Raw genomic sequence first — 22103 nt, 5'->3', positions numbered from 1 at the left:
GGGCGCGCGCGTTTTTCCGGCTCCGACTATTTCAACAAGCGAGGAGGATCGCCATGGGCGTGACCAATCGGTTGGCCTGTTACTCCGACCCCGCCGACCACTATTCCCACCGAGTGCGCATCGTGCTTGCAGAGAAGGGTGTCAGCGCCGAAATCATTTTTGTGGAGGCTGGTCGTCAGCCGCCTAAACTGATTGAAGTGAACCCTTACGGCAGTCTGCCCACGCTGGTCGATCGTGACCTGGCGTTGTGGGAGTCGACCGTGGTGATGGAGTATCTGGATGAGCGTTACCCGCATCCACCGTTGATGCCTGTATACCCGGTGGCACGTGCCAACAGCCGTCTGCTGATTCATCGTATTCAGCGCGACTGGTGTGGTCTGGTGGATCTGATTCTGGATTCGCGCACCAAGGAAGCGGCTCGTGCCGTGGCGCGCAAGGAATTGCGCGAAAGCCTGACGGGCGTGTCGCCGCTGTTTGCCGACAAGCCGTTTTTCCTCAGTGAGGAACAAAGTCTGGTGGATTGCTGCCTATTGCCAATACTCTGGCGTTTGCCGATTCTGGGTATAGAACTGCCGCGGCCGGCCAAGCCGCTGCTTGATTATATGGAGCGTCAGTTTGCGCGTGAGGCATTCCAGGCGAGTTTGTCTGGTGTCGAACGCGACATGCGCTAAGGCTTAAGGAGCCGCTATGAACTCCAGTCGACCTTATCTGGTCCGCGCGCTCTACGAGTGGATTGTAGATAACGATTGCACCCCGCACATGCTGGTCAATTCCGAGTACCCGGCGGTGCAGGTGCCACAGGGATTTGCCAGCGACGGGCAGATTGTCCTGAACATTTCGCCAAGTGCCGTGCGGCATTTGCACATGGACAACGACGTTGTGACCTTCGAAGGTCGCTTCGGCGGCGTCCCGCATAGTCTGTACGTGCCGATTGCTGCAATCCTGGGCATCTACGCCCGGGAAAACGGTCAGGGCATGGTGTTCGATCTCGAGTCGCCGATGGATGACGAGGACGAGATCGAGCAGGACGACGACGTTCCGCCACCGGACAGCGAGCCGCCGCGCCCAAGCGGCCGGCCAAGCCTGAAAGTGGTGAAGTAATAAAAAAGGCGATCCGGTTGGATCGCCTTTTTTGTGCCAGTGGGAGCGAGCCTGCTCGCGATAGCGCTTTCGTAAGCGCCACCGAGGGCAAGTCGTTCTCAGTCGATGTACTCGAACAGCTTCACAATCTTCTGCACACCGGAAACGCCCTGCACCAGGTTGGTCGCCTGGGCGGCTTCCTGTTTGGTCAGCAGGCCCAGCAGGTAGACGATGCCGTTCTCGGTCACGACCTTGATCCGCGAGCCGGGAATGCTGGCGTCGGTGAGCATCTGGGTCTTGATCTTGGTGGTCAGCCAGGCATCGTTCTGGCGGGCCAGCAGGGAGGAGGGCTGCAACACTTGCAGTTCGTTATGGACCTTTTTCACGCGCTGAACGTTGGCGGCGGCCTGTTCGGCCTTCTCCTTGAGGTCCGCGCGCGGGGTCTGACCGGCCAGCAGCACAACGCCGTTGAAGCTGGTGACGACGATGTGCGAGTCGTTGTCCAGGGCCGGATCGGCCTTGGCCACGTTGACACCGACTTTGGTTTCGATCAGCGAGTCATCGATCTTGCTGCCGAAAGTGCGGGTACCGCGGTCGTCTTCGATCGGCGCTTCACGGCTGGCATTCACCACAGAGGTGCAGCCGCTGATGCCGAGGCACAGGGTCAAGGCCAGAAGGCCAAGGCGATTAGGGGTCATTCTTCACTCCCGAACAGTTGGCTGTCGATCAGATCGCAAAGGCAATGGATCGCCAGCAAGTGGACTTCCTGAATACGTGCGGTGACATTGGCCGGTACGCGAATCTCGACGTCTTCAGGCAGCAGCAGCGAAGCCATGCCGCCGCCATCGCGTCCGGTCAATGCTACGACAATCATTTCGCGATCATGTGCGGCCTGGATCGCCTGAATAATGTTCGCCGAGTTGCCGCTGGTCGAAATTGCCAGCAGCACGTCACCCGGCTGGCCGAGTGCGCGGATCTGCTTGGAGAACACTTCGTTGTAGCTGTAGTCGTTGGCGATCGAGGTGATGGTCGAGCTGTCGGTGGTCAGCGCGATGGCTGGCAGGCTCGGGCGCTCACGCTCGAAACGGTTGAGCAGTTCCGAGGAGAAGTGCTGGGCATCGCCGGCCGAGCCGCCGTTACCGCACGAGAGCATTTTGCCCTCGTTGAGCAGGGCGTTGACCATCACCTGGCTGGCTTGCTCGATGTGCGGTGCAAGTACGTCCATCGCCTGTTGCTTGGTGTCGATGCTGGCCTGGAAAAGCTGGCGAATTCGGGATTGCATGTCCATCTGTGTGACCTTAATTAGCGCGGCTGTCCGGCACGTGAATGTGCAGCCCGCAAAGCAAAGAGCAAAAGTGTTGAGTGAAAGTGTCCGGGTCGGAGCAGGCGGTCAACTGTCGAACGCATTCTGCAACCAGTTCAGCTGACCGTGGCGGCTGTCGATGGCCACCACGTCGAAGCGGCAGGGGGAATTGGCCCAACGCGACTCGCGCTGAAGAAAATACTGTGCGGCGAAAATCAGTTTCTGCCGTTTGCGCTCATCGATGCTGTCGAGTGCGCCACCCCATTGAGTGTTCTTTCGGTAACGGACTTCGACGAATACTACTGTATCGCCATCAAGCATGACCAGATCAAGCTCACCGCGTTTGCATAACCAGTTCTGCGCCAGCAGGCGCAGACCCTGGTGTTGCAGATGCTCGAGCGCCTGGCGCTCGGCATCCTTGCCGCTTTGCAGGTGTGACCTGTCGGGCATCAGCGTGGAGTGTCCGGCAGACGCTGGATCTGACCGCTGACGAACTGCGCCCATGGCAACTGACGCACAACGCGCTGGGACTGGGTCATGCCCAGGCTGCCCGACTGACCTTCGATGCGGCTGTCCGGCAGTGCCTTGAGCTGGTCCAGGCGTGGCGCCAGGCGATAGGCGTCAACGCCCATCGCGTACAGGCGGCCCAGGCTGCCGGCGGCTTGCGGCCATTGCGCGGTGACCTGCTGACGCAGCGGATCGCTGGTTTCCAGCAGCCACGGGGTTTCGCAGAAACGCACGCCGTTCATGTCGTTGTACTGGTTCACGTCGCCGCTGGCGCTGAACACGTGGGAGGTCGCGTAGACCGGCACGTCACCGGCGTACTGGAAGTTCAGGGTCGGCTTGATCTGCTGCGCCTGTTGTGGGGTGGCGGCGAGGAAGATGAATTCGATGTCCTGGCGACGCGAAGGCTGGGCGGCAACGTTGGTGCCGGCGGCATTCTGCAGGCTCTTGGCGCGAGCTTCGCTTTGACGCAGCTGGAACATGTCGGCGATCTGCTGGGCCAGTTGCACTGGCTGATCGACGCGTTCGGTGGCGACGATGCTGCCGCCGTTGGCTTGCCAGTCCTGGCTGAAGGCGCGCAGGACGCGGTCGCCCCATTCGCCTTTCGGCACCATGATGGCGGCGCGGTGCAGGCCGTCGGCACGGGCGCGGCGGGAGACTTCGCGGGCTTCGTCTTCAGCGGCCAGGCCGAACTGGAACAGCTGCGCCGGGCCTTGGTCACCTTCGCTGTAGTTCAGAGCGAGGGTGGTGATCGGCAGTTGCGGGCGAGTGCTCAGCTGTTTGACCAGCGGCTTCTCCAGCGGGCCGACGACCAGTTGCACGCCATCGGCCTGGGCCTTGCGGTAGAACTCGTCGAGGTTGGTCAGTTTCGAGCTGTCATAGAATTCGATGGCCGGTGGTTTCTGGCCGGCTTGCTGAGCCTGATAGTGCGCGGCCATGAAGCCGTCACGCAGGGCCTTGCCGACCGAGGCCAACTGGCCGTCCTGTGGCAACAGCAGGGCAATCTTGCTCAGAGGCTGGCTAGCCAGCTCCTTGAGTTTGGTCAGGGGCAGCGGCAGGTTGATTGCAGCTGGGTGTTTCGGATGCTGGTTGCGCCATTTGTCGATGGCGGCTTGCTGTTGCTCCAGGGTGCCGGCGGTTTTCACTGCCAGAGCCAGGCTCATCCAGCCGCCAAGGTCATCGGTGGTGTTCGCTTGCAGTTGATCGGCCGGCAGCGACGCAATCAGGGTCCAGATCGCTTCGTGGTTCTTGCTGGCGGCTTCGCCTTCCAGCATCGGCGCGATGAAGATGCGCTCGCGGGCGGCGGCCAGCGTCTGGCCGTCAGCTTCAAGGGCGCGGGCGTGAACGGTACCGGCGCGAACTTGCAGCGGCACCGACATTTCGCTCAGGCGTTGCAGGCTTGGGTGGCTCAGGGCGGTCAGCGCGGCTTTCGGCTGATTGCGGGTCATGGCCAGTTCAGCAGACAGGGTGCTGGCGAATGCCTGCTGGCCCGGCTGGAGTTGTTCCATCGGCACTTGCTGCAGGATTTGCGCGGACTGTCCGGCATTGCCTTGGCGGTACGCCATGTCTGCCGCACTCAGGCGCAGCAGCGCAGCCTTGTCCGGCGATTTGGCCTGGGCAGCCTGTTCGAGCAGTTGCTCGATACTGGCATCCGGGGTCCGTGGAAGTTCGCCAAGGCTGGAGGAAGGGGAGCTGGCGCAAGCCGCCAGCAAGGCAGCGAGGCAGAGGGCAGTGAACAGCCGCAGGCAAGCGATCATGTAAGTGTTCCTGATACTCGATCAAATTAGCGTCGAATTGTACCCAAGCACTGGCCGGGGCGCGATGTTACTGGCGTGAAACCGTCAATTTAGCTGATACAAAGAGTGCGCAGCCTCACAATGGTGCGACAAACCGTGTCCGACCCGGACGCATCGTCCGGCGCACGACGCGCTACAATGGCGGCTTTTAACGATCATGAGGTGTGCGCTTTGACTGCTCCAGGTCCTTTGAATTCCGCTGCGGGCTCGCTTTATGTGGTGGCGACGCCCATCGGCAACCTGGATGACATCAGCGCCCGGGCGTTGAAGATCCTGCGCGAGGTGGCGCTGATCGCCGCCGAAGATACGCGCCACTCCCAGCGCCTGATGCAGCACTTCGGCATTTCCACGCCGCTGGCAGCCTGTCATGAGCACAACGAGCGGGACGAAGGCAGTCGTTTCATCACCCGTCTTTTGGCAGGTGACAACGTCGCGCTGATTTCCGATGCCGGTACGCCGCTGATTTCCGATCCCGGTTATCACCTGGTACGGCAGGCTCGTGCTGCGGGGATCAATGTGGTGCCGGTGCCAGGTGCGTGCGCATTGATCGCGGCGTTGTCGGCTGCCGGTCTGCCGTCCGACCGCTTTATCTTCGAGGGTTTTCTGCCGGCCAAGGCGGTGGGGCGCAAGGCGCGCCTGGAAGCGATCAAGGAAGAACCGCGCACGCTGATTTTCTACGAGGCGCCGCATCGCATTCTGGAATGTCTGCAGGATATGGAGGCAGTGTTCGGCGCTGATCGCCCTGCGTTGCTCGCTCGTGAAATCACCAAGACCTTTGAAACGCTCAAGGGATTGCCGCTGAGCGAGTTGCGGGCATTCGTCGAGGCCGACAGCAATCAGCAGCGTGGCGAATGCGTCGTGGTGGTGGCGGGCTGGACCGCGCCGGAATCCGAAGACGCTGTCAGCAGTGAGGCGATGCGCATCCTCAATCTGTTGCTGGAAGAGATGCCGCTCAAGCGCGCGGCGGCCCTGGCAGCGCAAATCACCGGTGAGCGCAAAAACGTGTTGTACCAAGTGGCACTGGATCAGCAAAAAGGCGCGTAACCCGTCGCGCAGACCGGTTTGCGGGCTATTAGCGCTTGTTCTTCGGCCGCTCTGCCGTTAACCTGCGCGGCGGAGAGTCGATCGGACAGTCGCTGCCCTCTATGAAAATTAGGGGGGGGAGGAAAGTCCGGGCTCCATAGGGCGAAGTGCCAGGTAATGCCTGGGAGGCGTGAGCCTACGGAAAGTGCCACAGAAAATAACCGCCTAAGCGCTTCGGCGCCGGTAAGGGTGAAAAGGTGCGGTAAGAGCGCACCGCACGTCTGGCAACAGTTCGTGGCTAGGTAAACCCCACTTGGAGCAAGACCAAATAGGGTCCCAAGGCGTGGCCCGCGCTGGGACCGGGTAGGTTGCTAAAGATGTCCAGTGATGGCCATCGTAGACGAATGACTGTTCAAGACAGAACCCGGCTTACAGATCGACTCTCCACCTTTTTCTTTTCCCTGCTTGAATTAAAGGCGACAGGGCTGTTTATTATCAGCAGGCCTGCGCTGGAAACCCGGCAGCGGCAAACGCAGTAATAGCCATTTCCCACCTTGCTTCAATCAACAGCAGAAGCGCTTTTGTAATACCGAAAAAATCTTACTCTTAACAAATTACTTTAACTTTCGAGCGCAGCTTTCAGTGCTGCTTCAAGTTATTGGATAAAAGCATCCGCCAGATTCTCGTTGCTCCTCCTTTTATGCTCCTAAATCTCCGTTCTGTAAGGGTTTTCCTTTAATCCGCGCCTTGACGGTGTGGTGGGCGCATTCCTATAGTGTGCGCAAGTGGCGGAAAGTGGCATGAAGTGGGTTTTTTGAGCTCAAAACGATAAAAATTGGAGAAACGCAGACGTGTTTCGCGGAGCTAACGCTATCAGTCTCGATGCAAAGGGCCGTCTCGCCATGCCGAGCCGGTACCGTGACGAGCTCGATTCGCGCAGCTCCGGCCAGTTGATCGTGACCATTGATGCCGTTGATCCATGTTTGTGTGTCTACCCGCTCGATGAGTGGGAAATTATTGAAACCAAGTTGCGCGCGCTTCCTTCGCTTCGCGAAGAGAACCGTCGTCTGCAACGTTTATTGATTGGTAATGCCGTTGACCTCGAGCTCGACGGCAGTGGTCGTTTCCTGGTGCCGCCGCGCCTGCGCGAATACGCGAAACTCGACAAGCGCGCGATGCTGGTGGGCCAACTGAACAAGTTCCAACTGTGGGACGAAGATGCCTGGAACGCGGTTTCTGCCGCTGACCTGGCTGCCATACAACAACCGGGCGCCATGCCTGACGAACTGCGTGATCTGATCCTGTGACTATTGATAGCGGCTTTAACCACATCACCGTACTGCTTGACGAAGCCGTCGAGGCTCTCGCCGTACGTCCTGATGGCTGCTATCTGGACGGCACGTTCGGGCGCGGCGGGCACAGCCGGTTGATCCTGAGCAAGCTCGGGCCGGATGGTCGGCTCATCGGATTCGACAAGGATCCTCAAGCGATTGCCACCGGGCAAACGCTAGCGGCCGAAGACGGCCGCTTTGTCGTTGTGCAGCGCAGCTTTGCCGAGCTCGGTTCGGTGGTTGCCGAGCAGGGTCTGGCCGGCAAAGTCAGCGGCATTCTGCTGGATCTGGGCGTGTCTTCGCCGCAGCTCGATGATGCCGAGCGCGGCTTCAGCTTCCTCAACGACGGTCCGCTGGACATGCGCATGGATCCGTCCCGTGGCATCAGCGCCGCCGAGTTCGTCAACACCGCGCCGGTGGAAGAAATCGCCCGTGTGTTCAAGGAATACGGCGAAGAACGTTTCTCCGGTCGCATGGCCCGTGCCGTGGCCGAGCGTCGTGACATTACGCCGTTCGAGCGCACCGCCGATCTGGCCGAAGTCCTGAAAGTCGCCAACCCGGCATGGGAAAAGGGCAAGAACCCGGCAACCCGAGCCTTCCAAGGCCTGCGCATTCACGTCAACAACGAACTGGGCGATCTGGAAGCGGGTCTTGAAGCCGCGCTCGAATGCCTGGAAGTGGGCGGTCGTCTGGTCGTGATCAGCTTCCACTCGCTGGAAGACCGTATCGTCAAACTGTTCATGCGCAAGCTGGTGAAAGGCGAAGCCGACAACCTGCCGCGCAACCTGCCGGTTCGCCACGTTGCGTTCGAACCGAAAATCAAAGTCCATGGCAAAGCGCAGACGGCCTCCGACGCCGAACTCAAAGCCAACCCACGTTCCCGAAGCGCCGTCATGCGCGTCGCGGAGAAGCTGCGGTGAGCAAGCTTTTCGCCAAGCCACTGCCCGGCGGCAGCTTTTTCATGCTGCTGTTGTTCATCGGCGTGCTCGTGTCGGCCATCGGCGTGTCTTACAGCGCCCACTGGAACCGGCAGTTGCTCAACACCCTTTACAACGAACTGAGCGTGCGCGACAAGGCGCAGGCCGAATGGGGGCGCCTGATCCTGGAGCAAAGCACCTGGACCGCCCACAGCCGGATCGAAGTACTGGCCACCGAACAACTGAAGATGCACATCCCCGGCGCGGCTGACGTGAAGATGGTGGCGCCATGATGAAACTCGAGGGGGCTCTTTTCCCGTGGCGCTTCCGTCTGATGGTGGCACTGCTCGGCGTGATGGTCGCGGCCATCTGCTGGCGCATCATCGACCTGCAAGTGGTTGACCGAGACTTCCTCAAAGGCCAGGGCGACGCGCGCAGTCTTCGGCACATTCCGATTCCGGCTCACCGTGGTCTGATCACCGACCGTAACGGCGAGCCGCTGGCCGTGAGTACCCCGGTGACCACGCTGTGGGCCAACGCCAAGGAAATGCAGACCGCCAAAGAGAAGTGGCCGGCACTGGCCGCCGCGCTGGGGCAGGATCCGAAAGCCCTGGCCGAACGTCTCGAAGCCCAGGCCAACAAAGAATTCATTTATCTGGTGCGCGGGTTGACCCCCGAGCAGGGCCAGGCCGTGCTCGACCTGAAAGTGCCGGGCGTCTACGGCATCGAAGAGTTCCGCCGGTTCTACCCGGCCGGTGAAGTCACCGCGCACATGGTCGGGTTCACCGACATCGATGACCACGGTCGTGAAGGTGTCGAACTGGCCTACGACGAATGGCTGGCCGGCGTACCCGGCAAGCGGCAAGTCATCAAGGATCGGCGTGGACGGCTGATCAAGGATGTCCAGGTCACCAAAAACGCCAAGGCCGGCAAGCCCTTGGCGTTGTCGATTGACCTGCGCCTGCAATACCTGGCCAACCGCGAACTGCGCAACGCGATCATTGAGAACGGTGCGAAAGCCGGCAGTCTGGTGATCATGGACGTGAAGACCGGCGAGATTCTCGCCATGGTCAACCAGCCGACCTACAACCCGAACAACCGTCGCAACCTGCAGCCGGCGATGATGCGTAACCGCGCGATGATCGACGTGTTCGAACCCGGTTCGACCATGAAGGCGATCTCGATGAGCGCCGCGATCGAAACCGGCCGCTGGAAACCGAGCGACACCGTCGAGGTGTATCCGGGCTCCCTGCAGATCGGCAAATACACGATCAAGGACGTATCGAAGACCGAAGGTCCGGTGCTCGACCTGACCGGCATTCTGATCAATTCCAGTAACGTCGGCATGAGCAAGGTCGCGTTCGATATCGGCGGCGAAACCATTTTCCGCCTCGCACAGAAAGTCGGCCTCGGCCAGGACACCGGCCTCGGCTTCCCGGGCGAACGTGTCGGCAACCTGCCGAACTACCGCGAGTGGCGCAAGGCCGAGACCGCAACGCTGTCCTACGGCTACGGTATTTCGGTGACTGCGATCCAGCTGGTGCACGCGTTCTCGGCGCTGGCCAACAACGGTCGTCTCGCACCGCTGACCCTGATCAAAACCGACAAGGCGCCGCAGACCACCCAGGTGCTGCCGGAAGCCGTCGCCAAGACCATGCAAGGCATGCTGCAACAAGTGATCGAGGCCCCGCGCGGCGTGTTCCGTGCGCAGGTGCCGGCGTATCACGTGGGCGGCAAGTCCGGTACCGCGCGTAAAACGTCGGTCGGCACCAAGGGCTACGCCGAAAACTCTTATCGCTCGCTGTTCGCCGGTTTCGGCCCGATGAGCGATCCACGTTATGCAATCGTCGTGGTGATCGATGAACCGACCAAGGCCGGTTACTTCGGTGGCCTGGTCTCGGCGCCGGTGTTCAGCCGTGTGATGTCGGGCACCCTGCGCCTGATGAATGTCACCCCGGACAACCTGCCAACCACACAACAGGCCAACGCCACCCCGGTCGTTCCGCTGAAAGCCAATGGAGGGCGCGGCTGATGTCTCTGAGTCTGAACAAGATTTTCCCCCACGCCGGCCACGATCTGTTGATCCGTGAACTGGCGCTCGACAGTCGCAATGTACGCGCGGGTGATCTGTTCCTCGCGGTGCCGGGCGGCAAGTTCGACGGGCGTGCGCACATCGCCGACGCCTTGCAGCGCGGTGCTGCTGCCGTGGCCTATGAAGTGGAAGGCGCAACGGTGCTGCCGATCACCGAAGTGCCGCTGATTCCGGTCAAGGGGCTGGCGGCGCAGCTTTCGGACATCGCCGGGCGTTTTTACGGTGAGCCGAGCCATCACCTGAACCTGATCGGCGTGACCGGCACCAACGGCAAGACCAGCGTGACCCAGTTGGTGGCGCAGGCGCTGGATCTGCTCGGTCAGCATTGCGGTATCGTCGGCACCCTTGGCTCCGGTTTCCACGGTTCGCTGCAAAGCGGCCTGCACACCACGCCGAATCCGATTGCCATGCAAGCGACCTTGGGCGACCTGAAAAAGGCCGGCGCCAAAGCCGTGGCCATGGAAGTCTCGTCCCACGGTCTGGATCAGGGCCGGGTTACCGCGCTGGCATTCGATGTGGCAGTGATGACCAACCTGTCCCGCGATCACCTCGATTACCACGGCACCATGGAAGCGTACGCCGAGGCCAAGGCCCGGCTGTTCGCCTGGAATGACCTGAAGTGCCGCGTGGTCAACCTCGACGACGATTTCGGCCGGCAACTGGCCGCTGAAAAGCGCGAGTCACGTTTGATCACTTACAGCCTGCTCGACAGCAGCGCCTATCTCTATGTGCGTGAAGCGCAGTTCGACGACGAAGGCGTGCGCGCCACGCTGGTCACGCCGCAAGGCGAACGCCATCTGCGCAGCACGCTGCTCGGCCGTTTCAACCTGAGCAACGTACTGGCCGCCGTCGGTGCATTGCTCGGTCTCGACTACGCCCTCGACGAAATCCTCAAGGTGCTGCCGAAACTCGAAGGCCCGGCCGGACGCATGCAGCGTCTCGGCGGCGGCACTCAGCCGCTGGTGGTGGTCGATTACGCCCACACTCCGGACGCGCTGGAAAAAGTGCTGACCGCATTGCGCCCGCACGTCAAAGGCCAATTGCTGTGCCTGTTCGGCTGCGGCGGTGATCGCGATCGCGGCAAGCGTCCGCTGATGGCTGAAGTGGTCGAGCGTCTGGCCGACCGCGTGCTGGTCACCGATGACAATCCGCGCACCGAAGACCCGGCGGTGATTTTCGATGATATCCGCGCCGGCTTCACGGCTGTGGACAAGGTGACGTTCGTGGCCGGTCGTGGCCAGGCCATCGCGCAACTGATTGCCGGCGCTTCGGCGGATGACGTGATCGTTCTGGCCGGCAAAGGTCACGAGGACTATCAGGAAATCAACGGCGAGCGCCATGCATTCTCTGATCTGGTCGAGGCGGATCACGCCCTGACCGCGTGGGAGGTGGCCCATGCTTAAGGCCCTGAAACTCAGCGAGCTGACCAGCGCGCTCGACGCCCGCCTGATCAGCGCCGACGCCAGTTTTGACGGCGTGAGCATCGACAGCCGCGCGATCAAGGCTGGCCAACTGTTTATCGCCCTGACCGGCCCGCGTTTCGACGGTCATGACTATCTGAATGAAGTCGCCGCCAAAGGCGCCGTTGCTGCATTGGTCGAGCGCGAAGTCGCCGACAGCACGCTGCCGCAATTGCTGGTCAAGGACACTCGCCAGGCGCTCGGCCAGTTGGGTGCCTTGAACCGTGCCGCGTTCACCAAACCGGTCGCTGCGGTTACCGGCTCCAGTGGCAAGACCACGGTCAAGGAAATGCTCGCAAGCATCCTGCGCACACGCGGTCCGGTGCTGGCGACCCGTGGCAACCTGAATAACGATCTGGGTGCGCCGCTGACCCTGCTCGAACTCGCCCCGGAACACAGCGCGGCGGTGATCGAACTGGGCGCCTCGCGTCTGGGTGAAATCGCCTACACCGTGGGGCTGACCAAGCCGCACGTGGCAATCCTCAACAACGCCGGGACCGCCCACGTCGGTGAGTTCGGCGGTCCGGAAAAAATCGTCGAAGCCAAGGGCGAGATCATCGACGGGCTGGCGGCCGATGGCGTCGCCGTGCTGAACCTCGATGACAAGGCGTTTGGTATCTGGAAAACCCGCGCCGGCGCGCGCAAGGTGCTGACGTTTGCCCTGAGCAACACTCAGGCGGATTTTTACGCCAGCGACCTGGCCACCGATGCCCGTGGTTGCCCGGCGTTCAACCTTCACACTCCTGAAGGTGTGGAACGGGTTCAACTGAACCTGCTCGGCACCCACAACGTCGCCAACGCCATGGCCGCCGCCGCTGCCGCTCACGCCCTGGGCGTGTCGCTGTTCGGCATTGCCACCGGGCTTGGCGCGGTACAACCGGTCAAGGGTCGCACCGTCGCGCAACTGGCGAAAAACGGCATGCGCGTGATCGATGACACTTACAACGCGAACCCCACCTCGATGTGCGCGGCCGTTGATATACTCGCCGGCTTTTCCGGCCGCACCGTTCTGGTGCTCGGGGATATCGGCGAGTTGGGCGACTGGGCGGAGCAGGGGCACCGCGACGTGGGCGAATACGCCCGGGGCAAGGTTTCCGCGCTTTACGCTGTCGGGCCGAACATGGTCCACGCCGTGAACGCATTCGGTAACGAGGCGCAGCACTTCGGCACACAAGCCGAACTGATCCAGGCCCTCGGCGCCGAGCAGGACACAAACACCACCATTTTGATCAAGGGTTCGCGCAGCGCAGCGATGGAAAACATCGTTGCGGCCCTGTGCGGGTCCAGTCTGGAGAAACATTAATGCTGCTGCTGCTAGCGGAGTATCTGCAACAGTTCTACAAAGGCTTCGCGGTCTTCCAGTACCTGACCCTGCGCGGGATCCTCGGTGTGCTGACCGCGCTGGTCTTGTCGCTGTGCTACGGCCCGTGGATGATCCGCACCCTGCAGAACCGTCAGATCGGCCAATCGGTTCGTAACGACGGCCCGCAATCGCACCTGTCCAAATCCGGTACGCCGACCATGGGCGGTGCGCTGATTCTGTCTTCGATCGGCGTCAGCACTTTGCTTTGGGCTGACCTGAGCAACCGCTACGTGTGGGTCGTGCTGCTGGTGACCCTGCTGTTCGGCGCCATCGGCTGGGTCGACGACTACCGCAAGGTGATCGAGAAGAACTCCCGTGGTCTGCCGAGCCGCTGGAAATATTTCTGGCAGTCGGTGTTCGGCCTCGGCGCGGCAATCTTCCTTTATATGACGGCCAGCACACCGGTGGAAACCACCCTGATCCTGCCGATGCTCAAGGACTACAGCATTCCGCTGGGCGCAGGCTTCATCGTGCTGACGTACTTTGTGATCGTTGGCTCGAGCAACGCGGTCAACCTCACCGACGGCCTCGACGGCCTGGCGATCATGCCGACCGTGATGGTGGGCGGTGGCCTGGGCATCTTCTGCTACCTGTCGGGTAACGTGAAATTCGCTGAATACCTGCTGATTCCTTACGTACCGGGCGCAGGCGAGTTGATCGTGTTCTGCGGTGCATTGATCGGTGCCGGCTTGGGTTTCCTGTGGTTCAACACCTACCCGGCACAAGTCTTCATGGGCGACGTCGGCGCACTGGCGCTGGGCGCGGCCCTGGGCACCATCGCGGTGATCGTCCGTCAGGAAATCGTCCTGTTCATCATGGGCGGCGTGTTCGTGATGGAAACCCTGTCAGTCGTCATTCAGGTTGCGTCCTTTAAGCTGACCGGTCGCCGTGTGTTCCGCATGGCACCGATTCACCACCACTTTGAACTCAAGGGCTGGCCCGAGCCGCGCGTGATCGTCCGTTTCTGGATCATCACCGTGATTCTCGTGCTGATCGGCCTTGCCACCCTGAAGCTGAGGTAGAACGAGTGTCTCTGATCGCTTCTGACCACTTCCGCATCGTTGTCGGCCTCGGCAAGAGCGGCATGTCCCTGGTTCGCTTCCTGGCGAACCGGGGCGTGGCGTTTGCCGTGGCCGATACGCGGGAAAATCCACCGGAACTGGCCACGCTCCAGCGTGACTATCCGCACGTGGAAGTGCGTTGTGGCGAGTTGGACGTCGAATTCCTGTGCCGTGCCGACGAGCTCTACGTGAGCCCCGGCCTGGCGCTGGCGACCCCGGCCCTGCAAGCCGCCGCGGCCCGTGGCGTGAAGCTGTCCGGCGACATCGAGCTGTTCGCGCGCAACGCGAAGGCGCCGATCGTGGCCATCAGCGGTTCCAATGCGAAAAGCACCGTCACCACCCTGGTCGGCGAGATGGCGGCTGCGGCCGGCAAGCGCGTGGCCGTGGGCGGCAACCTCGGTACGCCGGCGCTGGATCTGCTCAGCGATGACGTCGAGCTGTACGTGATGGAGCTGTCGAGCTTCCAGCTGGAAACCACCGACCAGCTCAACGCCGAAGTGGCGACCGTGCTCAACATCAGCGAAGACCACATGGATCGCTACAGCGGTCTGCCGGCCTACCACCTGGCCAAGCACCGGATCTTCCGGGGGGCGAAGCAGTTCGTGGTCAACCGCCAGGACGCCTTGACCCGTCCGCTGATGGGCGAGGGCCAGCCGTGCTGGACCTTCGGCCTGACCAAACCCGATTTCAAGGCCTTCGGTCTGCGCGAAGAGAATGGCGAGAAATACCTGGCCTTCGAATTCCAGAACCTGATGCCGGTGCGCGAGTTGAAGATTCGCGGCGCCCACAACCAGTCCAACGCCCTGGCGGCGCTGGCACTCGGCCACGCGGTCGGGCTGCCGTTCGATGCCATGCTGGCAGCGCTGCGCACCTTCGCCGGTCTCGAACACCGTTGCCAGTGGGTGCGTGATCTGGACGGCGTCGGTTACTACAACGATTCCAAGGCCACCAACGTCGGCGCTGCGCTGGCCGCCATCGAAGGTCTGGGTGCGGACATCGACGGCAAGGTCGTGCTGATCGCCGGTGGCGATGGCAAGGGTGCCGACTTCAAGGACCTGCGCGATCCGGTGGCAGCCCATTGCCGCGCCGTGATCCTGATGGGGCGCGATTCCGACAAGATCGGCGAAGCGATCGGCGATGCCGTGCCGCTGATTCGCGCGACCACGCTGGTCGATGCGGTCGCCCAATGCCGCGCCGCCGCCCAACCGGGTGACGTGGTGCTGCTGTCGCCGGCCTGCGCCAGTTTCGACATGTTCAAGAACTACGAAGACCGTGGTCACCAGTTCGTCCGCGCCGTGGGGGATCTGGCATGAGCTTGAGAAACATCATCAAGCCATATCCGTCGCCGCTGATTACCGGACGCGGAATCGACCTCGACTTCCCGATGCTCGCCGGTTGCCTGGCGCTGCTCGGCCTGGGCCTGATCATGATCGCCTCGGCATCGACAGAAGTCGGCGCGGCGCAGTCGGGCAGTGCTCTTTATTACATGACCCGTCACCTGATCTACGTGGTGCTGGGCCTCGGTGCCTGCATCGTCACCATGATGATTCCGATCGCCACCTGGCAGCGCCTCGGCTGGATGATGCTGATCGGTGCGTTCGGTCTGCTGGTGATGGTGATCATCCCGGGGATCGGCCGTGAGGTGAACGGTTCGATGCGCTGGATCGGTTTCAGCTTCTTCAACGTACAGCCGTCCGAGATCGCCAAGGTGTTCGTGGTGATCTACCTCGCCGGTTACCTGGTGCGTCGCCAGAAAGAGGTGCGCGAGAGCTGGATGGGCTTCTTCAAGCCATTCATCGTGCTGCTGCCGATGGCGGGCCTGCTGCTGATGGAGCCGGACTTCGGTGCCACCGTCGTGATGATGGGCGCTGCGGCGGCGATGCTGTTCCTCGGCGGGGTCGGGCTGTTCCGCTTCTCGCTCATGGTGGTGCTGGCCGTCGGTGCGGTGGTGTTGCTGATTCAGATGCAGCCGTACCGGATGGCGCGTCTGACCAACTTCGCCGACCCGTGGGCCGACCAGTTCGGCGCCGGTTATCAATTGTCGCAAGCCTTGATCGCGTTCGGTCGCGGTGAATGGCTGGGTGTTGGCCTGGGCAACAGCGTGCAGAAACAGTTCTACCTGCCGGAAGCGCACACCGACTTCGTGTTCTCGGTTCTCGCCGAAGAGCTCGGCGCCGTGGGCTCGCTGTGCACCGTGGCGCTGTTCGTGTTCGTGTGTATTCGCGGGATGTACATCGGTCTGTGGGCCGAGAAGGCCAAACAGTTTTTTGCCGCTTATGTTGCCTACGGCCTGTCGTTCCTGTGGATCGGCCAGTTCCTGATCAACATCGGTGTGAACGTCGGCCTGTTGCCGACCAAGGGCCTGACCTTGCCGTTCCTCAGTTATGGCGGCAGTTCCCTGGTGATCTGCTGCGCCTGCCTTGGCCTGTTGCTGAGGATCGAGTGGGAGAGCCGGACCCACCTGGGCAGTGAAGAGATGGAATTCCATGAGAGCGACTTCGCCGAGGAGCCGATCCATGGGCGCTAACGTATTGATCATGGCCGGCGGCACCGGTGGCCACGTGTTCCCGGCGCTGGCCTGTGCCCACGAATTCCAGGCGCGCGGCTACACCGTGCACTGGCTCGGGACGCCGCGCGGGATCGAGAACGATCTGGTGCCGGCGGCAGGTATTGAACTGCACCGCATCAACGCCACTGGCCTGCGTGGCAAGGGCAAGCTGTCGCTGCTCAAGGCGCCGTTCATGCTGCTGAAATCGGTGTGGCAGGCGCGGGCGATCATTCGCCGCTTGCGGCCGGTGTGCGTGGTCGGATTCGGCGGCTATGTGACCGGCCCCGGTGGTCTTGCCGCCAAACTGGCCGGCGCGCCGGTGATCGTTCATGAACAGAACGCCGTGGCCGGCACCGCCAATCGGTTGCTGGTGCCGTTCGCCGCCCGGGTGTGTGAAGCGTTCCCCGACACCTTTACCCTGTCGGACAGCCGCCGTACCACCGGTAACCCGGTGCGCAGCGAGCTGTTCCTCGAAACACCGCGCCCGGCCCTGGTCGGACGCAAGGCGCGTTTGCTGATCCTGGGCGGAAGCCTGGGCGCAGAGCCGTTGAACAAGTTGCTGCCTGAAGCCCTGGCACAAGTCGCTGCCGACTTGCGTCCGGAAGTGTTCCATCAGGCGGGCAGAAACCACGATGAAGTGACTGCAGAGCGCTACCGCGCCGCCGGCGTGGACGCGCAGGTGCAGCCGTTCATCAAAGACATGGCCCAGGCCTATGGCTGGGCTGACCTGGTGGTGTGCCGCGCCGGCGCATTGACCATCAGCGAACTGGCCGCCGCCGGTCTGCCCTCGATGCTGGTGCCCTTGCCCCACGCGATCGACGATCACCAGACCCGCAACGCCGATTATTTGGCTCGCGAAGGCGCTGCCTTCCTGATGCCGCAAAGAACGACTGGTGCCGCGGACCTTGCCGCGCGCCTGACAGAGGTCTTGATGCAACCGCAACGACTCGAACAAATGGCCCAAGCGGCCCGCCGTCTGGCGAAACCCGAAGCCACCCGCAGCGTGGTCGATACCTGTCTGGAGGTGGCCCATGGTTGAGAATCAGAAAGCCATGCCGCAACCGGAAATGCGCCGCATCCGTCGCATCCACTTCGTCGGCATCGGCGGCGTGGGCATGTGCGGTATTGCTGAAGTGCTGCTGAACCTGGGCTATGAAGTGTCCGGTTCGGACCTGAAAGCTTCGCCGGTGACCGAGCGCCTGGAATCCTTCGGTGCGCAGATATTCATTGGCCACCGTGCCGAGAACGCCGCAGCCGCCGACGTGCTGGTGGTGTCGAGCGCCGTCAACACCTCCAACCCGGAAGTCGCGACTGCGCTGGAACGCCGCATTCCGGTGGTGCCGCGTGCCGAAATGCTCGCCGAACTGATGCGCTACCGCCACGGCATCGCCGTCGCCGGTACCCACGGCAAGACCACCACCACCAGCCTGATCGCTTCGGTGTTCGCCGCCGGTGGCCTGGATCCGACCTTCGTCATCGGTGGCCGTCTGAACGCCGCGGGCACCAATGCCCAGCTCGGCACCAGCCGTTACCTGATCGCCGAGGCCGATGAAAGCGACGCGAGCTTCCTGCACCTGCAACCGCTGGTGGCCGTAGTCACCAACATCGACGCCGACCACATGGCGACCTACGACGGTGACTTCAACAAACTGAAGAAAACCTTCGTCGAGTTCCTGCACAACCTGCCGTTCTACGGTCTGGCGGTGATGTGCCTGGACGATCCGGTGGTGCGTGAAATCCTGCCGCTGGTCAAGCGTCCGACCGTGACCTATGGCTTCAGCGAAGACGCCGACGTGCGCGCGATCAATGTTCGTCAGCAGGGCATGCAGACCTTCTTTACCGTGCTGCGCCCTGATCGCGAGCCTCTTGATGTGTCCGTGAACATGCCGGGCAACCACAACGTGCTCAATTCCCTGGCGACCATCTGCATCGCCACCGACGAAGGCGTCAGCGATGAAGCCATCGTCCAGGGCCTGTCCGGGTTCCAGGGTGTCGGCCGACGCTTCCAGGTCTACGGCGAACTGCCGGTGGACGGCGGCAACGTGATGCTGGTCGACGACTACGGTCACCACCCGACCGAAGTTGCCGCAGTTATCAAAGCCGTGCGTGGTGGCTGGCCGGAGCGCCGTCTGGTGATGGTCTACCAGCCGCACCGTTACAGCCGCACCCGCGACCTGTACGACGATTTCGTCAATGTCCTGGCCGACGCCAATGTGCTGCTGCTGATGGAAGTTTATCCGGCCGGCGAAGAGCCGATTCCGGGCGCCGACAGCCGCAAGCTGTGCAACAGCATCCGCCAGCGCGGTCAGCTCGACCCGATCTACATCGAGCGCGGTGTCGACCTGGCGCCGGTGGTCAAGCCGTTGCTGCGTGCCGGCGACATTCTGCTGTGCCAGGGCGCCGGTGACATCGGCGGCCTCGCACCGAAACTGTTGAAAAGCGAGTTGTTCGCCGGTGCCGTGGCGGCGTCGGTCGAGGGGAAGTTGAAATGACTGCTGCCTACGCCAACCTGTTCTCCACCATCGCCCCGAAGGACTTCGGCCGTGTGGCCGTGCTGTTCGGTGGCCTGAGTGCCGAGCGTGAAGTCTCGCTGAAGTCCGGCAATGCCGTGCTCACTGCGCTGCAAAGCGCGGGTGTGGACGCGTTCGGCATTGACGTCGGCGCCGATATCCTGCAGCGCCTGCTGAGCGAGAAGATCGACCGCGCGTTCATCATCCTCCACGGTCGCGGCGGTGAAGACGGCAGCATGCAGGGCCTGCTCGAAGTGGCCGGCATTCCGTACACCGGCAGCGGCATCCTGGCTTCGGCACTGGCGATGGACAAACTGCGCACCAAGCAGGTCTGGCACACGCTCGGGATTCCGACGCCACGTCACGCCGTGCTGCGCAGCGAGGCCGATTGTATTTCGGCAGCGACGGAACTGGGCTTCCCTTTGATCGTCAAACCGGCGCATGAAGGTTCAAGTATCGGGATGGCCAAAGTGACTTCCGCGTCCGAGTTGATCGACGCATGGAAAGCGGCCAGTACCTACGATTCGCAAGTGTTGGTCGAGCAATGGATCCACGGTCCCGAGTTCACCATCGCCACCCTGCGTGACCAGGTGTTGCCTCCTATCGCCCTGGGTACGCCGCACACGTTCTACGACTACGACGCCAAGTACATCGCCAACGATACCCAGTATCGGATTCCGTGCGGGCTCGATGCCGCCAAGGAAAAAGAACTCATGGACCTCACGGCGCAAGCCTGCGAGGCGCTGGGTATTGCCGGTTGGGGCCGGGCGGACGTGATGCAGGACGCCGACGGCAAATTCTGGTTCCTGGAAGTCAACACCGCTCCCGGCATGACCGATCACAGCCTGGTACCGATGGCGGCGAAAGCGGCCGGTCTGGATTTCCAGCAACTGGTCCTGGCCATTCTGGCCGCCAGTGTCGATGCCGATGGCAAGAAAGAGGCGCGAGGTTAAGACCATGCAAGGCGCTCATCTCAGACATCAGCCACCCGCACCCGGCCGCAAGCCGGTGCCGCGGGGTGCCAGCCGAATGGTGGCCAAAGAGCCGATGTCCGCGCGCCTGCCAAAAGCCAACTTCGGCTTTTTGAAAGGTCTGTTCTGGCCGGTGCTGCTGGTGGCTCTGGGGTTCGGCACTTACGAAGGCGCACAGCGTTTGCTGCCGTACGCCGACCGGCCGATCACCAAGATCGCGGTACAGGGCGACCTGAGTTACATCAGTCAGCAAGCGGTGCAGCAGCGGATCGCCCCGTATGTGGCGTCGAGCTTCTTCACCATCGACCTGGCGAGCATGCGCACCGAGCTGGAACAGATGCCGTGGATCGCCCACGCCGAAGTACGTCGGGTGTGGCCGGACCAGGTGGTGATCCGCCTCGAAGAGCAACTGCCGGTGGCCCGTTGGGGCGACGAGTCGTTGCTCAACAACCAGGGCCAGGCGTTCACGCCCAAGGAACTGGCGAACTACGAACACCTGCCGCAGCTGTTCGGTCCACAGCGGGCCCAGCAGCAAGTGATGCAGCAATACCAGGTGCTGAGCCAGATGCTCCGGCCATTGGGCTTCTCGATTGCGCGGCTGGAGCTGCGTGAACGCGGCAGCTGGTTCCTGACCACCGGAGCCGGCAGTTCCGGCCCCGGGATCGAGCTGCTGCTGGGACGCGGCAACCTGGTGGAAAAGATGCGCCGCTTCATTGCCATCTATGACAAGACGCTCAAAGAACAGATTACGAACATTGCGCGCATCGATCTGCGCTACGCCAACGGCCTCGCTGTTGGCTGGCGGGAACCAGTAGCGCCGACGACAGCCCAACCCGCTGTCGCAAAGAATTAAGAAGAGGCAGGACCCATGGCAAACGTGCAAAGCGGCAAAATGATCGTCGGTCTCGATATCGGCACCTCCAAGGTGGTGGCGCTGGTCGGCGAGGTTGCGGACGACGGCTCGCTGGAAATCGTCGGGATCGGCACTCATCCGTCCCGCGGCCTGAAAAAAGGCGTGGTGGTCAACATCGAGTCCACCGTGCAGTCGATCCAGCGCGCGATCGAGGAAGCCCAACTGATGGCGGGCTGCCGCATTCACTCGGCGTTCGTCGGCGTGGCGGGCAATCACATTCGCAGCCTGAACTCCCACGGCATCGTGGCGATTCGTGATCGCGAAGTCAGCTCGGCTGACCTGGAGCGCGTACTCGACGCCGCCCAGGCGGTGGCGATCCCGGCCGACCAGCGTGTGCTGCACACCCTGCCGCAGGATTACGTGATCGATAACCAGGAAGGCGTGCGCGAGCCGCTGGGCATGTCCGGCGTGCGTCTGGAAGCCAAGGTTCACGTGGTCACCTGCGCCGTCAACGCCGCACAGAACATTGAAAAATGCGTGCGTCGCTGCGGTCTGGAAATCGACGACATCATTCTCGAGCAACTGGCCTCGGCCTACTCGGTCCTGACCGACGACGAAAAAGAGCTGGGCGTGTGCCTGGTCGACATCGGCGGCGGCACCACCGACATCGCGATCTTTACCGAAGGCGCGATCCGCCATACGGCGGTGATCCCGATTGCGGGCGACCAGGTGACCAACGACATCGCCATGGCGTTGCGCACCCCGACCCAGTACGCCGAAGAGATCAAGATCCGCTACGCCTGCGCCCTGGCCAAACTGGCCGGTGCCGGCGAGACCATCAAGGTGCCGAGCGTCGGCGACCGTCCGCCGCGCGAACTGTCCCGTCAGGCCTTGGCCGAAGTGGTCGAGCCGCGTTACGACGAACTGTTCACCCTGATCCAGGCCGAGCTGCGTCGCAGCGGCTACGAAGACCTGATCCCGGCCGGCATCGTGCTGACCGGTGGTACCTCGAAGATGGAAGGCGCCACGGAACTGGCCGAAGAAATCTTCCACATGCCGGTCCGCCTGGGCGTGCCCCACGGCGTGAAAGGTCTGGATGACGTGGTACGCAACCCGATTTATTCCACTGGCGTTGGCTTGTTGATGTACGGCCTGCAGAAGCAGTCCGACGGGATCTCGTTCTCGGGCATCGGCAGCCGCGACAGCTACAGCAACGATGAGCCGCAGGCGCCGTTGCTGGACCGTTTGAAGAAGTGGGTTCAAGGCAACTTCTAATGCTTTACCGCAGCAC

General features: G+C 62.2%; 21 protein-coding genes and 1 other RNA gene. 18 read left to right on the top strand and 4 right to left on the bottom strand.

The window, feature by feature from the left end; translation table 11 throughout:
• Nucleotides 1-53: 53 nt before the first annotated feature.
• Together ACTJK9_RS28385 and ACTJK9_RS28380 are read left to right on the top strand one after the other, a co-directional pair.
• Nucleotides 54-671 carry a glutathione S-transferase N-terminal domain-containing protein gene (locus ACTJK9_RS28385; protein WP_011335872.1) on the top strand — a complete coding sequence of 206 codons (618 nt, stop codon included), beginning with the start codon at nt 54-56 and terminating at the stop codon, nt 669-671.
• Between the two features lie 16 nt (nt 672-687).
• Complete coding sequence (locus ACTJK9_RS28380) at nt 688-1101, top strand: ClpXP protease specificity-enhancing factor (RefSeq protein ID WP_007956787.1); 414 nt, start codon at nt 688-690, stop codon at nt 1099-1101.
• A gap of 98 nt (nt 1102-1199) precedes the next feature.
• Here ACTJK9_RS28380 and ACTJK9_RS28375 read toward each other — a convergent pair whose 3' ends face one another.
• From ACTJK9_RS28375 to ACTJK9_RS28360, 4 genes are all read right to left on the bottom strand, one after another.
• Nucleotides 1200-1778: a BON domain-containing protein gene (locus ACTJK9_RS28375; RefSeq protein ID WP_011335871.1), complete on the bottom strand. Its 579-nt coding sequence runs from the start codon at nt 1776-1778 to the stop codon at nt 1200-1202.
• Complete coding sequence (locus ACTJK9_RS28370; protein ID WP_007928463.1) at nt 1775-2368, bottom strand: phosphoheptose isomerase; 594 nt, start codon at nt 2366-2368, stop codon at nt 1775-1777. Before ACTJK9_RS28370 ends, ACTJK9_RS28375 begins: the two co-directional genes overlap by 4 nt.
• 102 nt (nt 2369-2470) lie before the next feature.
• On the bottom strand, nt 2471-2833 hold the full coding sequence (locus ACTJK9_RS28365; RefSeq protein WP_064599309.1) for a YraN family protein: 363 nt from the start codon (nt 2831-2833) through the stop codon (nt 2471-2473).
• Nucleotides 2833-4644: a penicillin-binding protein activator gene (locus ACTJK9_RS28360; RefSeq protein ID WP_440817643.1), complete on the bottom strand. Its 1812-nt coding sequence runs from the start codon at nt 4642-4644 to the stop codon at nt 2833-2835. The genes ACTJK9_RS28365 and ACTJK9_RS28360 overlap by 1 nt, the downstream gene beginning before the upstream one ends.
• A 177-nt stretch (nt 4645-4821) precedes the next feature.
• On the opposite strand from ACTJK9_RS28360, the gene rsmI reads away from it, so the two are divergent.
• The 16 genes from rsmI to ftsA all read left to right on the top strand — a co-directional run bounded on the left by rsmI (nt 4822) and on the right by ftsA (nt 22087).
• Nucleotides 4822-5727: a 16S rRNA (cytidine(1402)-2'-O)-methyltransferase gene (rsmI, locus tag ACTJK9_RS28355; RefSeq protein ID WP_085610963.1), complete on the top strand. Its 906-nt coding sequence runs from the start codon at nt 4822-4824 to the stop codon at nt 5725-5727.
• A 73-nt stretch (nt 5728-5800) separates the two neighbouring features.
• An RNA gene (gene rnpB, locus ACTJK9_RS28350) (RNase P RNA component class A) lies at nt 5801-6154 on the top strand.
• A gap of 403 nt (nt 6155-6557) precedes the next feature.
• Entirely contained in the window at nt 6558-7013 is a 456-nt protein-coding gene (mraZ, locus tag ACTJK9_RS28345; RefSeq protein WP_007917012.1) for a division/cell wall cluster transcriptional repressor MraZ, read from the top strand.
• The gene (gene rsmH, locus ACTJK9_RS28340) at nt 7010-7957 is read left to right on the top strand and encodes a 16S rRNA (cytosine(1402)-N(4))-methyltransferase RsmH (protein ID WP_039766256.1); all 948 of its coding nucleotides are present in this window, start codon (nt 7010-7012) and stop codon (nt 7955-7957) included. Before mraZ ends, rsmH begins: the two co-directional genes overlap by 4 nt.
• Nucleotides 7954-8247, top strand: coding sequence for a cell division protein FtsL (gene ftsL / locus ACTJK9_RS28335; RefSeq protein WP_007956777.1), 294 nt, complete (start codon nt 7954-7956; stop codon nt 8245-8247). Before rsmH ends, ftsL begins: the two co-directional genes overlap by 4 nt.
• Nucleotides 8247-9986: a peptidoglycan D,D-transpeptidase FtsI family protein gene (locus ACTJK9_RS28330; RefSeq protein ID WP_170844883.1), complete on the top strand. Its 1740-nt coding sequence runs from the start codon at nt 8247-8249 to the stop codon at nt 9984-9986. The genes ftsL and ACTJK9_RS28330 overlap by 1 nt, the downstream gene beginning before the upstream one ends.
• Nucleotides 9986-11449, top strand: a complete 1464-nt coding sequence (locus ACTJK9_RS28325) for a UDP-N-acetylmuramoyl-L-alanyl-D-glutamate--2,6-diaminopimelate ligase (protein ID WP_085610962.1) — start codon at nt 9986-9988, stop codon at nt 11447-11449. Before ACTJK9_RS28330 ends, ACTJK9_RS28325 begins: the two co-directional genes overlap by 1 nt.
• Nucleotides 11442-12809 (top strand): UDP-N-acetylmuramoyl-tripeptide--D-alanyl-D-alanine ligase, encoded by a 1368-nt coding sequence (locus ACTJK9_RS28320; protein ID WP_285414003.1) that lies wholly within the window; start codon nt 11442-11444, stop codon nt 12807-12809. The genes ACTJK9_RS28325 and ACTJK9_RS28320 overlap by 8 nt, the downstream gene beginning before the upstream one ends.
• Nucleotides 12809-13891: a phospho-N-acetylmuramoyl-pentapeptide-transferase gene (gene mraY, locus ACTJK9_RS28315; RefSeq protein ID WP_007956769.1), complete on the top strand. Its 1083-nt coding sequence runs from the start codon at nt 12809-12811 to the stop codon at nt 13889-13891. The genes ACTJK9_RS28320 and mraY overlap by 1 nt, the downstream gene beginning before the upstream one ends.
• Before the next feature lie 5 nt (nt 13892-13896).
• Complete coding sequence (murD, locus tag ACTJK9_RS28310; RefSeq protein WP_440817638.1) at nt 13897-15243, top strand: UDP-N-acetylmuramoyl-L-alanine--D-glutamate ligase; 1347 nt, start codon at nt 13897-13899, stop codon at nt 15241-15243.
• Nucleotides 15240-16457: a putative lipid II flippase FtsW gene (ftsW, locus tag ACTJK9_RS28305; protein ID WP_409348310.1), complete on the top strand. Its 1218-nt coding sequence runs from the start codon at nt 15240-15242 to the stop codon at nt 16455-16457. Before murD ends, ftsW begins: the two co-directional genes overlap by 4 nt.
• Nucleotides 16447-17517, top strand: coding sequence for an undecaprenyldiphospho-muramoylpentapeptide beta-N-acetylglucosaminyltransferase (gene murG / locus ACTJK9_RS28300; RefSeq protein WP_440817635.1), 1071 nt, complete (start codon nt 16447-16449; stop codon nt 17515-17517). Before ftsW ends, murG begins: the two co-directional genes overlap by 11 nt.
• Nucleotides 17510-18970, top strand: coding sequence for a UDP-N-acetylmuramate--L-alanine ligase (murC, locus tag ACTJK9_RS28295; RefSeq protein ID WP_085610958.1), 1461 nt, complete (start codon nt 17510-17512; stop codon nt 18968-18970). The genes murG and murC overlap by 8 nt, the downstream gene beginning before the upstream one ends.
• Nucleotides 18967-19941 carry a D-alanine--D-alanine ligase gene (locus tag ACTJK9_RS28290; protein WP_064383956.1) on the top strand — a complete coding sequence of 325 codons (975 nt, stop codon included), beginning with the start codon at nt 18967-18969 and terminating at the stop codon, nt 19939-19941. Before murC ends, ACTJK9_RS28290 begins: the two co-directional genes overlap by 4 nt.
• A 4-nt stretch (nt 19942-19945) precedes the next feature.
• Nucleotides 19946-20812, top strand: coding sequence for a cell division protein FtsQ/DivIB (locus tag ACTJK9_RS28285; RefSeq protein ID WP_039766241.1), 867 nt, complete (start codon nt 19946-19948; stop codon nt 20810-20812).
• Between the two features lie 15 nt (nt 20813-20827).
• Nucleotides 20828-22087: a cell division protein FtsA gene (gene ftsA, locus ACTJK9_RS28280; protein ID WP_007956755.1), complete on the top strand. Its 1260-nt coding sequence runs from the start codon at nt 20828-20830 to the stop codon at nt 22085-22087.
• Nucleotides 22088-22103: the final 16 nt, after the last annotated feature.

Origin of the sequence: Pseudomonas sp. 22082, from assembly GCF_052046055.1 — a bacterium.
Classification (GTDB): domain Bacteria; phylum Pseudomonadota; class Gammaproteobacteria; order Pseudomonadales; family Pseudomonadaceae; genus Aquipseudomonas; species Aquipseudomonas pharyngis.
Note: the sequence above shows the minus strand (reverse complement) of the source record. Positions and strands in the feature narration are given on the sequence as shown.